This window comes from Paenibacillus sp. UMB7766-LJ446 (assembly GCF_030226665.1).
GTDB classification, from domain to species: Bacteria; Bacillota; Bacilli; order Paenibacillales; family Paenibacillaceae; genus Paenibacillus; species Paenibacillus vandeheii.
Genome location: NZ_JASOYM010000006.1, coordinates 190,565 through 203,069, shown reverse-complemented (window position 1 = coordinate 203,069; position 12,505 = coordinate 190,565). Strand labels below are relative to the sequence as shown.

Below are 12,505 nucleotides of genomic sequence, written 5' to 3'. Positions count from 1 at the left end.
GTGTATAACTTGATGAGGGGGAGCACTCCCCCTCGATCCTGAAGGAGAGGGAGGCGTAGTGGTGTACAAGGCGATTCGATCTGAATCTTTTGCTGCATGGGCGTTTATGGCACCGGGATTGTTGTGTCTGGCGGTTTTTACCTTTTGGCCGATTATTTACGGGATACCCCTCTCATTAACGGATTATTCTGTCATCACGGAGACGCATTTTGTCGGTCTGGATAACTTCACCCGGGCCTTCCAAGATCACAATTTCCTGATATCGCTGTGGAACTCGCTGGTGTATGTACTGATTGTACCGGTGATCCAAATCATCTCGATCCTCATGGCCATTCTGGTCAACAGCCGCATTCCGGGAGTCAAAATGTTCAGGGCCGCCTATTACATCCCCGTTGTAACCTCCATGGTTGCGGTGGCGCTGATCTGGAGCTGGCTGTTGGGCAATAACGGAGTGGTCAATTATCTTCTGATGAAGGTTGGCATTCTCAGTGAGCAGGTCTCCTGGCTTTCCACGAGCAGTACGGCGCTGTATGTTCTGATGTTCATCACCATGTGGAAAGGTCTCGGTTATTACATGATGCTCTATCTGGCAGGACTCCAGAACATTCCGGCAGATCTGTACGAAGCTGCAAGGGTGGACGGTGCAGGACCACTGAGACTGATTGTTCATGTGACCCTTCCGCTACTGCGGCCTCATATTCTCTTTTGCACTGTAATTTCGGTGATGGGTGCCGTTCGTGTGTTCGATGAGGTCTATATTCTGACCAAGGGCGGGCCGGGAACGTCCACATTGACCTCAAGTGTTTATATATTTCAAAAAGGGCTGGAGCAGTTCAATTTCGGTTATGCCTCGGCGCTTGGACTGATCGTCAGTGTGATGATAGCAGCGCTCAGTGTGTTGGTGTTCCGGCTGAACCGGAAAGGCGGGGTGAATACCTATTGATGCGGAGTACGCTATCGTCTAAAAAAATGAAAAAAGGCCTTCGTTATTTGATCACTTACGTATTGCTGATCCTGCTTGCCCTGTTTATGATGGGCCCTTTTCTGTGGCTGCTCAGCGTATCGCTGATGCCTGGCCGTAATGTGTTTGCGAATCCGCCGGCGATCCTCCCGACCTTCATCGCGTTTGATAACTACGTACAGGTGTGGGCGTTCATGGATTTTCCACGCTATATCATAAATACGGTGGTGATTACGCTCCTTGGAGTGGTATTCAACATCTTCTTGTCCTGTCTGACGGCGTATCCACTCGCAACCTTTCGGTTCAAGGGACGTAATCTGGTTTTCACGTTGCTCATCTCGACCATGATTATTCCGTCCGCGACGGCGATGATTGTGCATTATTTAACCATTCAGGCCTTTCATTTGGGAAATACGTTTCTTGGGGTTGTGCTTCCGGCTGCGGTGTCGGTATTTAACATCTTTCTGATGCGGCAAACGTTTCTGGGCATACCGACGGATATTCGGGATTCTGGCAAAATGGATGGGGCCTCTGAGTTCCGTATCTTCGTGCAGCTTGTCATGCCATTGGTGAAACCGGGGGTTGCCGTCATCGGTTTGCTTGAGGTCATGGCATTCTGGAACAATTTCCTGTGGCCGATTGTGGTGCTGGATGATCCGCAGAAATATCCGCTGGCTGCGGCCCTGACGTACCTGAACGGGCAGTTCTCGTATAACTTCGGCTGGATTGCCGCGGGAACTATGATCTCGGTGCTGCCGATTATCGTTGTGTTCCTGTTCACCCAAAAATATTATATGGAGGGCATTGCGGGTGCGATTAAAGGATAAGAAACACAGAAAGGGTGATGGCATTCATGCCGAAGCAGTTTAAGCTAACATTTGTCCCGCTGGATGAGAGGCCTTGCAATTATGAGTTTCCGTATTTATTGGCGCAAGGAACGGAATTTACATTGGAGCGTCCCCCGCTTGAACTTATGGGCCTGAAAAAGCGTCCGGGCGATGTGGAGCAGTTGTGGACCTGGTTTGAGGAGAACTGTGCCGGGGCGGACGGAGCAGTCGTTGCACTGGATACGCTGCTCTATGGCGGGATCATTCCTTCCCGGCTGCACCAGCTGCAGCTGGATGAGTTGACTGCCCGTCTGGAGCGGCTGCGGGGCATTAAGCAGCGGTATCCGCAGCTAACCCTGTATGCGTTTCAACTGATTATGCGCTGCCCGCAATATTCTCTGTCAGATGAGGAGCCGGATTATTACGCCGACTGGGGACGGGAGATTTTTCGTAAAGGTTTCATCAGCCATCGGCTGGAACTGGGGATGGCGACTGAAGAGGAGATCCGCGAGCTGGCTGATATCGATAACCGTCTACCAACGGAAGTGCTGGAGGATTACCTTGGACGCAGGGCGATCAATATTGAAGCGAACAAGCAAGTGCTGGCCCTGGTGAAAGAAGGAATTATCGAGTTCATGATTGTGCCGCAGGATGATTCAGCGCCTTATGGACATACAGCCAAGGATCAGGAGAAGGTGCGAGCAAGTATTACCGCCCTTGATCTGGAACTTAAAGTGTATATGTATCCTGGTGCGGACGAAGTTGGTTGCGTATTACTCACCAGAATGATGAACAAAGCTTGTGGCAAGATGCCGTTGATATATCCGCGATTATCATCTATTCAGGGAGCGTTTGTTACCCCGCTGTTCGAGGACCGTTTTTTCTATGAGACGCTGAAATATCAGATTTTGGCCGCAGGTGGGCTGATTGTACCCAGTGCGACTGAAGCGGATCTGGTGCTGTTAATTAGCACACCGGGGGAAACGATGGCGGAGGCGGTATCGCAGCAGCATTCTTTTTACAGCTATGATGTATACCGGAATCTGATGGAACTAGTTGAATATGGACATTTTCTACTGAGGAGCAAGGAGAAGCCAGTCGCTGTAGCGGATGTCGGATATGCCAATGGTGGGGATCAGAAGCTGGTCAAGATGCTGCGGCAAAAAGACATGTTGTTTAATCTGGCTGGATACGCGGCCTGGAATACCAGCTCCAACTCGCTTGGAACCGTCATTTCGCAGGCCATGATTTATCTGCTCTATGGTCGTACACCGTCGCATCTTGATTTCCTGGCCCTCCGGTATGCTGAAGATGTCTGCTATTGTTCAGTCGTTCGGGGAGAACTTAGCAATGGCCCGGTGCAGGAGATGGGCTATGGCAAATATATGTTGGATGGGTCTCGCGGACGAGTTGCTGCCCGAGTAGAGGAAAGGCTGCGGCAAGAGCTTGCTGTGCGGATCGATAGTGCAGCGGGGAGCATCCAGATTACGGACTGTTATATGCCGTGGAACCGGATGTTCGAAGTCGGCTTGTCTGTACGATTTGTACCATCCAAGTCTGGTAAGGAAAGCAGAATATAAGAGAGAGGGTGAGAACCCTGACAAAGGTAGTGCTGGAGAAACTGCATTGGGGTCTGATTGTTTCCTGCCAGGCGTTGGCTGACGAACCGCTGCATGGCGCGGCGATAATGGCCCGGATGGCTGCGGCTGCGGAGGAAGGTGGGGCCGCTGGCATCCGGGCGAACGGGGCAGCTGATGTGCGTGCGATCAAGCATGCGGTTTCGCTGCCGGTTATTGGCATCGTGAAGCGCAATTACCCGGACTCTGCTGTATATATAACGCCAACCCTCAGAGAAATTGACGAGCTGCTGGAGGCCGGCGCAGATATCATTGCATTTGATGCGACCCGCCAGAACAGACCGGAAAATCATACATTGGAGCAAATCACCACTTATCTGAACGCAAGTGGGGCAACTTCCATGGCCGACATCTCCATTCTGGAGGAAGCTTTATACGCTGAATCGCTTGGAGTGAGCTGTGTTTCCACCACCCTATCAGGTTATACACCGTATTCCCGGCAGCAGGAAGGGCCCAATTTGGAGCTGCTGGAGATGTCTGCCCAGCAGTTGAAGATTCCGGTCATTGCCGAAGGACGGATCAGTCAGCCCTCTCAGGTGGAAGAGGCGTTTAATCTGGGGGCATACGCTGTTGTGGTAGGCTCTGCGATTACCCGGCCACAGCTGATCACCCGGCGGTTTGCAGCAGTGACCAGAAAAGTGAGGATGAAGAGTAATGGAAATGAACGACCGAATTAATACGTATTATCCTTCCATGACCAGATCAGAGCAGAAAGTGGCCCGTTGCGTACTGGAAAACCCGGACAATATCATCTATTTTTCTGTGACCGAGCTGGCTGATTTTGCTGGTACAGGAGAGACCACGGTGATGCGATTCTGCCGCAAAATCGGGTTCAAAGGCTACCAGGATTTCAAGCTAATGCTGGCCCAAGGGCTGCCGAAAAGGCAATACCAGTCAGACGGCGAGCAGGGAGAGGACGATTACGCTGACCATCTCTATGCCTCGATGGTTGGTGTGCTGCAATCCAGCTTGGGTATGCTGGATCGGGAGCAGTTGGAGCAGGCGGTGAAGTGCCTGGATGGCGCACGTCATGTGCAATTTTTCGGTGTAGGCTCGTCAGGCATTACCGCTATGGATGCCAAGAATCGCTTTCTGCGCATCGGGCGGCGTGCGGAAGCGAATTCCGACAGTCATATCCAGTCCATGATGGCGGTAACGATGGGAGAAGGTGATGTGGCTTTTGGTATCAGCGTGTCCGGCAGTACGCTGGATACCAACGATATGCTGATGAAGGCCAAACAAAACGGGGCTAAGGTGATTGCCATGACCAACTATGCCAAATCTCCGATTGCTTCCATTGCGGATATCCTGCTCTTGACCGCCGGGAAGGAGTCTCCCCTTGAAGGCGGCTCTGTAGGCGCTAAAATTTCTCAGCTGTTCATTATTGACCTGCTCTGCCAGGGACTGGAGCGCCAGCATGGCGAAGAGACCAAAAAGATGAAGGAATTAACGGCGAGGGCGGTTATCGACCGTATTTATTGAATTGTTGATGTGAATAGGGGGAAAGCAGATGGCGCAGGTCATTGGCGTGGATGTAGGAGGCACAGGCATCAAAGGGCTTGTGGTCAATGAAGCCGGAGTCGTTCTGGCGGAGACTACGTATGCAACAGAGGCCCGGCTGGGGCGGAACGCTATACTTGGTCAGCTCTGTGGGTTAGTAGGTGAACTGCTGTCTAGCTATGGAGAAGTAGAGGCACTGGGTATTGCCTCGGCAGGAAGGGTGAATGTGGAAACGGGTGCAGTGATTCACGCAACGAACAATTTACCTGGCTGGCAGGGAATGCCACTGACACAGTGGGCAACAGCGGAATTTGGCCTGCCTTCGACTGCAGATAACGACGCCAATGCTGCACTGCTCGGCGAGGCGTGGCTTGGTACCGGCCGCGGTAAGCAGAACCTGGTGATGCTGACACTCGGAACCGGGGTTGGTGGGGCCAATATGGCATGTGGCAGGATGTTACGGGGAGTAGACTGGCGAGGCGGGGACTGGGGGCACAGTGTGCTAGTGCCTGACGGTCGGCCTTGCAATTGTGGTAAACGCGGCTGCATGGAGCAATACATTTCCGGTAGTGCACTGATGCGGCTGGCGCGGGAACAGGAGGGCAACACGTATACTCACGGCCGAGAGATTATGACGGCTGCAGACCAGGGAGAAGCAGCGGCACTGTACATTTTGGAGCGTTACATAGCTGATTTGGCTTTGGTTGTTGAGAATATCGCTGCCTCGGTAGATCCCGAATTGATTATTCTTGGCGGCGGAGTGACCCAAGATCAGGCTATATGGTGGCCGATGCTTACCGCTAAGCTATCCAATGTCGGGTTAGCAGACCGGGTTTCGGTAGCTGAACTCGGTAACTGGGCAGGCTGTTTCGGGGCGGCGCAGCTGGCATTGGAACGCCTGCGCGAGGAGGGTGTTGGCTGGTCTGGCGGCAGTGAAGGGGAGGAGACAAAGCATGAGAGTTGAACAGGAGAAACGCAGTGACATCATCATTATTGGTGGAGGTCTTGGTGGGACGGCGGCTGCGCTGGCTGCAGCGAAGGCAGGGCAGAGGGTGCTTTTGACGGAAGAGACGGACTGGCTTGGCGGTCAATTAACCTCACAGGCAGTGCCGCCGGATGAGCACCGCTGGATTGAACAATCTGGCAGCACAGCATCGTACCGCGAGTTCCGCAGCAGGGTCAGAGATTACTATAAACGGAACTACCCGCTTACGGATGCTGCCAAGAGCAATCCTGTTCTCAATCCCGGTAATGGCTGGGTGAGCCGCTTGGCGCATGAGCCGAAGGTCGCGCTTGCCGTTTTGCATGAAATGCTGGCCCCTTACGTGAATACTGGCCGGATCGAAGTCCTCTATCATACCGTGCCAGTTCATGTGGATACAGCAGGTGAGCGGGTGACCGGTGTGACTGTGCGTGAAGGGCGAAGCGGGAGATTGATTAAGCTCCAGGGTGCCTATTATCTGGATGCCACAGAATGCGGCGATCTGCTCCCTCTTGCCGGAGTAGAGCATGTAAGTGGGGCAGAATCTCGGCGGGATACGGGTGAGCCGCATGCCCTGGAAGATGCGGACCCGCTAGACATGCAGTCGATTACCCATGTGGCGGCGGTGGATTATGTACCGGGTGGAGACTTCACGATCCCCCGCCCCCAGAATTATGATTACTGGCGTCAGTATGTTCCTTCGTTCTCACTGTATCCAATCCTGAGCTGGTACGCTTCGGATGCCAATGATACCTCCAAGCTGAAGGAGTTCACGATGTTCCCGAATGATCAGGGCATTGTCTCCTTGTGGGATTATCGGCGGATCGTTGACCCGGATATCTGGACAGAGCCACTGAATGATGGTGAAGTCACGTTGCTTAACTGGGCACTGAACGATTATTACGCCGGGCCGATCATTGGCGTATCGCCGGAGGAACGTGAGCAGCATCTGGAAGGGGCGAGGCAGCTCACCCTTTCCTTAGTATACTGGCTTCAGACCGAGGCTCCCCGTCTGGACGGCGGACAGGGTTATCCGGGCGTAAGGCTGCGTGGAGATGTGCTCGGTACGGAGGACGGTCTTGCGAAAGCCCCGTATATTCGGGAATCACGGCGAATCCGAGGATTATATACCATTACCGAGCATGATGTGAGCAAGGAGTTGCGCGGAGTAGAGGGGGCCAAACGTTACCAGGACAGTGTGGGGGTAGGAAGTTATCATCTCGATCTCCATCCGACAACCGTGAGCCAGCGGACCTTTTATATCCCAAACCATCCCTATGAGATCCCGCTGGGTGCACTCATCCCGGTGCGAGTTAAGAACTTGCTCCCAGCTTGCAAAAATATCTCCATGACCCAGATTGCGAACGGTTGTTACCGTCTGCATCCCACCGAATGGAATATTGGCGAGGCTGCCGGAACCCTTGCCGCTTATGCGATTGCACAGCAAGTTGAACCTTCTGAGGTGAGGGCTTCGACGGAGCATCTTCACGCTTATCAGGAGCAGCTAATTCGGCAGGGTGTTCAGCTTCATTGGACAGATGCGGAGCTGGAAGGGGAGTGTTAGACCTACTTTTAGTAGAAGAATGGAAGGAACTCCTTATACTATTTAATCATTATATTTGAACTCATGACCCTAACTCCGATACAATGTTCTCATAGAGTCTGAGAGAATGGATTCAATATAGCTCAGAAATGGAGAATTACAATATGACTGATTTTATTAACGCTGAAGATATTAATGACATGATTCTGGCTGCGGCTGCTTCAGAGCTGGAGCAGATGGTGGATAAGATATGCGACCTGTTGGGTACGCCCTTGGAACAAACGACTGAACTGGAGCGGCAGGTCATGGCTGCATTTGGTTTTGGGGCGGTATACGGCATTACTCATCGGGATCAACTTAAGGAACCACAGGCTCATGCACTGAGCATCCGGATGCTAATCAAGCCGTTTAACTACAGTGAGCAGCAGGCTGTGGATTTCGCCGATGATCTGATCCGGGTGGCTTCAGACCGTGAGGCTCATCCGGTAATGAACACGATTATTCATCGTGGAATTGATGGACACCGTCAATTTAACCAGGAGGACGACGAAGGGCTGGCCCGCAACATTCAAGAGATTTTGGCAGCGGTACAACCGGAGAGAAACTGAAGAAGCAGAGCGTACACCTTTTAAAGTAATGGTACTGTCATTATATATGTCTACTGAATTGTTTAACTTGAGTGGGGAGATGATGGCAATGGATTGGATGAAATTAAGTAAAGAGCTCTCATACGCCTTGCGTCACGCCCCTTGGGAGTATGAGCTGGAGCTGGACGAAGAGGGCTGGGTAGGGATTCCGCAATTGCTGGTGGCTTTACATGAGAGTCCACAGTGGAAGGACTTCACGGAAGCGGATCTGGAGCAGATGATTCAAGCTTCTGAGAAAAAGAGACATGAGATTCGTTCTGGCCGCATCCGGGCTTTATATGGTCATTCGACTCCGCAAAAGATATCCAAAGTACCTGCCAATCCACCGGAAATACTCTATCATGGCACGCCACTGCGGTCGGTTGCTTCCATTATGGAGCAAGGTTTGCAGCCGCGGCAAAGGCAGTATGTTCATCTGTCCGCAGATATGGATACCGCCAATCAGGTGGGACGAAGACGTGATGACCAGCCAGTAATACTGAAAATTAATGCAGCTCAAGCGGCCAAAGAAGGTATTCTCTTCTATCATGGGAATGAAAATATATGGCTGGCTGATCACATTCCGGCACGTTACATCGAGCAATAAGCACGATCTTGAAGTCCAAGCCGGCTGATCCCGGCTGGCGAATAGTAGACTATTTCTAAGGAACTCAGGACGTCTTATTTCGCCTTCAGATGCTCTTTCTAATAAGTAAAGGAACCTCAGACACGTTATTTCCTGAAATCCCTGTCAAAATCGCTGTAAAACGCTGTTTATTCTGATATAGCGTGTCTCAGGTTTCTTAGATTTCCGCGGTCACTTCAAATCCCTGAATAAGACGCCTCCGATTCGTTAGTGCGCGCTTGCTTGTACATTCAAGATACCATGCGCTGACACGTTCAGGTTGGCTTCTGCTTTCCGTGGGTTTGAAGACACGCACTAGTATAAGTAATCTGTTCAGCTTCCATATCGTGTTATAGTCTTAGCTACACCAAAAGGGACACATCCAACATTCGCTGGTGTGTCCCTTTTTAATTTTTCCATTATTCTCTTCTTCATTGTTTATAAAGCAGAGAGAATTCAGATATCTGGAAAGCTCTAGTAACCAAAAACTTACTTGCCTAAAATCGCCTTAACACCCTCGCTCAATGGTTGAGCCGGACGGCCAAGCAATTTCTCCAATGTATCACTTTCTACAGCCAGTGCGCCTTCACGGATGGCACTTTGCATTTCTACAAGCATCGATACCACAAAGTCAGGCAGACCTGCACCTTTCATAATGTCAGCGTATGCGGCATCGTCCACATTTTGCACGTTAATGTCCTGTCCAAGCACTTGCCCAACAATAGCGGCGAGTTCAGCTTGGGTATGCAGTTTGCCAGACAACTCATATACGGAATTTTCATGTCCCTCACCTGTAAGTACTGCAGCAGCAGCATGTGCATAATCACTGCGAGTAGCCCAGCCTACTTGGCTGGAGTTCGTTGCATGCACCCACGGTGCGCCTTGGGTAACTGCTTGAACGCTTCCTGCTTCATTCTCCAGGTACCAGTTGTTACGCAGGAAGGAATAAGGGATGCCTGATTCACGGATAGCCTGTTCCGTGGCGCGATGTACTTCAGCCAAGGAAAGGGTGTTTTTCTCTGCATTCACAACGCTGGTATAAGCGATGAATCCAACGCCTGCTTTCTTGGCAGCATTCACGGCAGCAAGATGTTGGCGAATACGCGTCTCGTTGTCACCGTCGGTGGAGATCAGCAGCAGCCGATCTACCCCTGCAAATGCTTTTTCCAGCGTTTCGGGTTGATCGAAATCACCGTGACGAACGTCAACGCCTTGAGCACGAAGGGTGTCAGCTTTCTCCGGGGTGCGTACACTTACAGCTAGATCTCCAGCAGATACCGTTTTTAACAGAGCCTCTACGACCAGTGAACCCAAGTGACCTGTTGCGCCAGTAACCAAAATTTTCATTGTTTTTTCCTCCTAGGGGATATGTTTTGTTTTGATATTCGGTGATACACCAATTGAAAACATAAGGATGTAATCGTATGTGTTATAACAGGTGTGATTACAACGAAAGGTTTAAAAAAAGCTCGCAATGAGCTTTTTTATTCAGAGACTTTAACCTGATCCATCATCTGCTGTATCGTTACACGATTCAAGCGCTGCTCCATCGCTGTCTGAGCCTCAATCAGCTCAGCACGCAAGGTTTGTTCGATCATGCTGCCAACAGGACAATTCGGATTCGGATGTTTGTGAAAGTTAAACAACGCACCGTCCTCCACGACCTCAAGAGCACGGTATACGTCCAGAAGTGTGATGTCTGCCGGGTCCTTTAGTAAGGAGGCACCGCCCACGCCGGGTCTGACCTCAATCAAGCGTGCTTGTTTGAGTTTGGACATAATCCGACGGATAATGACGGGATTGGTATTCACACTTTGCGCGATAAAATCTCCCGTGCACTCGTTGGGTACAACAGCGATGAGTGACAGCGTATGAACCGCAATGGAAAAGCGACTGCTGATTTGTTTCATTTGTGATCACCACCGTTGTAACTATAATAGTTACAAATAAACTCGATGTCAATTATAAATTTAGAAGCAGCTAGGTGTATTGAGTTTACATTTGAATAGGTCTCAACCTTTAACAGCCCCTGAAGTCAGACCACCCACAATATATTTTTGCCCAATCAGGAACACAATCAACACAGGCAGGGAGGTAAGCACGATATCCGCACTGACCAGATTCCACTGAGCACTGAATTGTCCGAAGAAGTTATATACAGCGAGGGTCATTGGCCACATCTCGACGGTATTGAGCATGTAGAGTGGTTGGTAAACTCATTCCAGACGCTCAGGAAATTAAGAACAAAAACCGTAACCAGTACCGAGGTTAACAAAGGCACAATAATTCTGAGAAACAGCTTGAACCCGTTGCATCCGTCCATAATAGCCGCTTCATCCAGTTCTTTCGGAATATTGGATACAAACGCGTACGTTATAAATAGTGAGATCGGAATGCCCATGGCTGTATAGAGCAGGATCATGCCCACATGCGAATTAATCATGCCCAGCGACTTCATGACCTCCATTAATGGAATGTAGTTTAAGGGCAGTGTAATGCCCAGAATGAGAAAGAAGTACAGGAACTTGCTTAGCTTCGAATAATTACGCGACAGGGTGAAGGCCGAGAACGCCACAACAAACACCAGTAGCAGGGAAGAAGCAGTTGAATGCAGCAGACTGTTGAAAAAGGAACCACCCAAGTGTCCCTGCTCATAGACGATTCTATAATTTTCAAAAATAAACTTTTCGGGAAGCGTCAGTTTCAGCACTTTGGCTTCGGCATCGGATTTGAATGAATTCAGTACAATGACGACAAAAGGAATCAGTACCACCAGGCTAAGCAGCCAGGCGAGTATATTCAACCCGATGGAAACCAGCCGTTTCTTCATTCGCATCTAGTATTCCACCTTTCGGTTCATCAAGCGGATGATGAAGAAGGAGATGATCGCCATAATGACAAACAGAATCGTGGATAATGCACTGCCGAGTCCCCAATAGCCTTTGGCAAAAGAGGAATACACCGCCGTGTTAATCACATCTGTCGCGTTGCCTGGCCCACCATTGGTTAGTACATATACCGCATCAAATACCCTCAGCCCGTACGTAATATTGAGCACCGTGGCGATCGTGATTGTAGGCATCAGCATCGGAATCGTGATCCGAAACAGCTTCTGCCAGAAGCCGGCACCGTCAATTGATGCCGCTTCGTAATAATCGCGAGGAATGGCGAGCAGTCCGGCGATAAATAGCACCATGATATACCCCATGCCTTTCCACGTATCCACCGCCATGATGGATGGCATGGCCCAGGTCAGGGAACCCAGCCAGTTTTGGGCCAGAGCGTCCAGCCCCAATGAACGCAGGGTTACGTTAACGAAGCCGTTGTTGGGATCGAGCAGGCTTTTGAAAACCAGGCCGACAATCAGGAACGACAGGACTTGGGGTGAAAATATGATCATCCGGTGCAGATTGGCGGCCTTTACACCGCTGACCAGCAGCAGAGCCAGGAACAAGCCCAGTACGGTCTTGGCGATGGATGTAATCAGGGTGAACAGAACAGTATTCTTGATAAAAAGTAAATACGTTGGATCACCCGCCAGAATGGTGCGGAAATGCTCAAGTCCAACAAAGTTCTTCTCTGAGCTGTAGCTGTTCCAGTCGGTGAAGGAATAATAAATGCCTAGCAGGGCGGGAGCGACGATGAACAGCACATACAGCACAATCGCTCCGGAGGAGAAATACCAGGGATAGATTTTGTTCGCATTCATAAGTTGTACCAACCGTCCTTCCTGCCAGAATGGCATGAGCGAGGGTTGCCTCGCTGCATGTCAATGGTGGTCAGCTTCATAAGTTTGCCGAGATA

14 protein-coding genes are annotated in these 12,505 nt (G+C 50.7%); 9 read left to right on the top strand and 5 right to left on the bottom strand.

The genetic code is table 11. From position 1 onward, the window contains the following. Positions 1-61 precede the first annotated feature (61 nt). From QP794_RS17010 to QP794_RS16970, 9 genes are all read left to right on the top strand, one after another. Positions 62-943, top strand: coding sequence for a carbohydrate ABC transporter permease (locus QP794_RS17010; RefSeq protein ID WP_285078171.1), 882 nt, complete (start codon positions 62-64; stop codon positions 941-943). A 26-nt stretch (positions 944-969) separates the two neighbouring features. Then, positions 970-1,788: a carbohydrate ABC transporter permease gene (locus QP794_RS17005; RefSeq protein WP_350338875.1), complete on the top strand. Its 819-nt coding sequence runs from the start codon at positions 970-972 to the stop codon at positions 1,786-1,788. 26 nt (positions 1,789-1,814) lie between these two features. After that, positions 1,815-3,368 (top strand): DUF4127 family protein, encoded by a 1,554-nt coding sequence (locus QP794_RS17000; protein WP_285078170.1) that lies wholly within the window; start codon positions 1,815-1,817, stop codon positions 3,366-3,368. Positions 3,369-3,385: 17 nt separating this feature from the next. Next, positions 3,386-4,102 (top strand): N-acetylmannosamine-6-phosphate 2-epimerase, encoded by a 717-nt coding sequence (locus QP794_RS16995; protein ID WP_285078311.1) that lies wholly within the window; start codon positions 3,386-3,388, stop codon positions 4,100-4,102. Continuing rightward, positions 4,080-4,907, top strand: coding sequence for a MurR/RpiR family transcriptional regulator (locus tag QP794_RS16990; RefSeq protein ID WP_285078169.1), 828 nt, complete (start codon positions 4,080-4,082; stop codon positions 4,905-4,907). The genes QP794_RS16995 and QP794_RS16990 overlap by 23 nt, the downstream gene beginning before the upstream one ends. A 28-nt stretch (positions 4,908-4,935) precedes the next feature. Then, complete coding sequence (locus QP794_RS16985; RefSeq protein WP_285078168.1) at positions 4,936-5,889, top strand: ROK family protein; 954 nt, start codon at positions 4,936-4,938, stop codon at positions 5,887-5,889. Continuing rightward, the gene (locus QP794_RS16980; protein ID WP_285078167.1) at positions 5,879-7,471 is read left to right on the top strand and encodes an FAD-dependent oxidoreductase; all 1,593 of its coding nucleotides are present in this window, start codon (positions 5,879-5,881) and stop codon (positions 7,469-7,471) included. The genes QP794_RS16985 and QP794_RS16980 overlap by 11 nt, the downstream gene beginning before the upstream one ends. Before the next feature lie 143 nt (positions 7,472-7,614). Further along, positions 7,615-8,058 (top strand): Imm48 family immunity protein, encoded by a 444-nt coding sequence (imm48, locus tag QP794_RS16975; RefSeq protein WP_024628546.1) that lies wholly within the window; start codon positions 7,615-7,617, stop codon positions 8,056-8,058. An 88-nt stretch (positions 8,059-8,146) separates the two neighbouring features. Continuing rightward, positions 8,147-8,683 (top strand): RNA 2'-phosphotransferase, encoded by a 537-nt coding sequence (locus QP794_RS16970; RefSeq protein ID WP_285078310.1) that lies wholly within the window; start codon positions 8,147-8,149, stop codon positions 8,681-8,683. A 507-nt stretch (positions 8,684-9,190) separates the two neighbouring features. Here the strand turns inward: QP794_RS16970 and QP794_RS16965 are convergent. From QP794_RS16965 to QP794_RS16945, 5 genes are all read right to left on the bottom strand, one after another. After that, on the bottom strand, positions 9,191-10,048 hold the full coding sequence (locus QP794_RS16965) for an SDR family oxidoreductase (RefSeq protein WP_285078166.1): 858 nt from the start codon (positions 10,046-10,048) through the stop codon (positions 9,191-9,193). Positions 10,049-10,185: 137 nt separating this feature from the next. Further along, on the bottom strand, positions 10,186-10,611 hold the full coding sequence (locus tag QP794_RS16960) for an Rrf2 family transcriptional regulator (protein ID WP_024628542.1): 426 nt from the start codon (positions 10,609-10,611) through the stop codon (positions 10,186-10,188). A gap of 102 nt (positions 10,612-10,713) precedes the next feature. Further along, the gene (locus QP794_RS16955) at positions 10,714-10,899 is read right to left on the bottom strand and encodes an ABC transporter permease family protein (RefSeq protein WP_285078165.1); all 186 of its coding nucleotides are present in this window, start codon (positions 10,897-10,899) and stop codon (positions 10,714-10,716) included. After that, positions 10,869-11,537 carry a carbohydrate ABC transporter permease gene (locus QP794_RS16950; RefSeq protein WP_285078164.1) on the bottom strand — a complete coding sequence of 223 codons (669 nt, stop codon included), beginning with the start codon at positions 11,535-11,537 and terminating at the stop codon, positions 10,869-10,871. Before QP794_RS16950 ends, QP794_RS16955 begins: the two co-directional genes overlap by 31 nt. Then, positions 11,538-12,446: a carbohydrate ABC transporter permease gene (locus QP794_RS16945; protein ID WP_236642201.1), complete on the bottom strand. Its 909-nt coding sequence runs from the start codon at positions 12,444-12,446 to the stop codon at positions 11,538-11,540. Between the last annotated feature and the right edge of the window lie 59 nt (positions 12,447-12,505).

What these genes read in the sequence shown, in the direction of transcription:
- QP794_RS17005 (WP_350338875.1), top strand. Translation starts at nt 970, where the DNA reads ATGAAAAAAGGCCTTCGTTATTTGATCACTTACGTATTGCTGATCCTG.
- QP794_RS17000 (WP_285078170.1), top strand. Translation starts at nt 1,815, where the DNA reads ATGCCGAAGCAGTTTAAGCTAACATTTGTCCCGCTGGATGAGAGGCCT.
- QP794_RS16990 (WP_285078169.1), top strand. Translation starts at nt 4,080, where the DNA reads ATGGAAATGAACGACCGAATTAATACGTATTATCCTTCCATGACCAGA.
- QP794_RS16985 (WP_285078168.1), top strand. Translation starts at nt 4,936, where the DNA reads ATGGCGCAGGTCATTGGCGTGGATGTAGGAGGCACAGGCATCAAAGGG.
- QP794_RS16980 (WP_285078167.1), top strand. Translation starts at nt 5,879, where the DNA reads ATGAGAGTTGAACAGGAGAAACGCAGTGACATCATCATTATTGGTGGA.
- imm48 (WP_024628546.1), top strand. Translation starts at nt 7,615, where the DNA reads ATGACTGATTTTATTAACGCTGAAGATATTAATGACATGATTCTGGCT.
- QP794_RS16970 (WP_285078310.1), top strand. Translation starts at nt 8,147, where the DNA reads ATGGATTGGATGAAATTAAGTAAAGAGCTCTCATACGCCTTGCGTCAC.
- QP794_RS16965 (WP_285078166.1), bottom strand. Translation starts at nt 10,048, where the DNA reads ATGAAAATTTTGGTTACTGGCGCAACAGGTCACTTGGGTTCACTGGTC.
- QP794_RS16960 (WP_024628542.1), bottom strand. Translation starts at nt 10,611, where the DNA reads ATGAAACAAATCAGCAGTCGCTTTTCCATTGCGGTTCATACGCTGTCA.
- QP794_RS16955 (WP_285078165.1), bottom strand. Translation starts at nt 10,899, where the DNA reads ATGCTCAATACCGTCGAGATGTGGCCAATGACCCTCGCTGTATATAAC.
- QP794_RS16950 (WP_285078164.1), bottom strand. Translation starts at nt 11,537, where the DNA reads ATGCGAATGAAGAAACGGCTGGTTTCCATCGGGTTGAATATACTCGCC.
- QP794_RS16945 (WP_236642201.1), bottom strand. Translation starts at nt 12,446, where the DNA reads ATGCCATTCTGGCAGGAAGGACGGTTGGTACAACTTATGAATGCGAAC.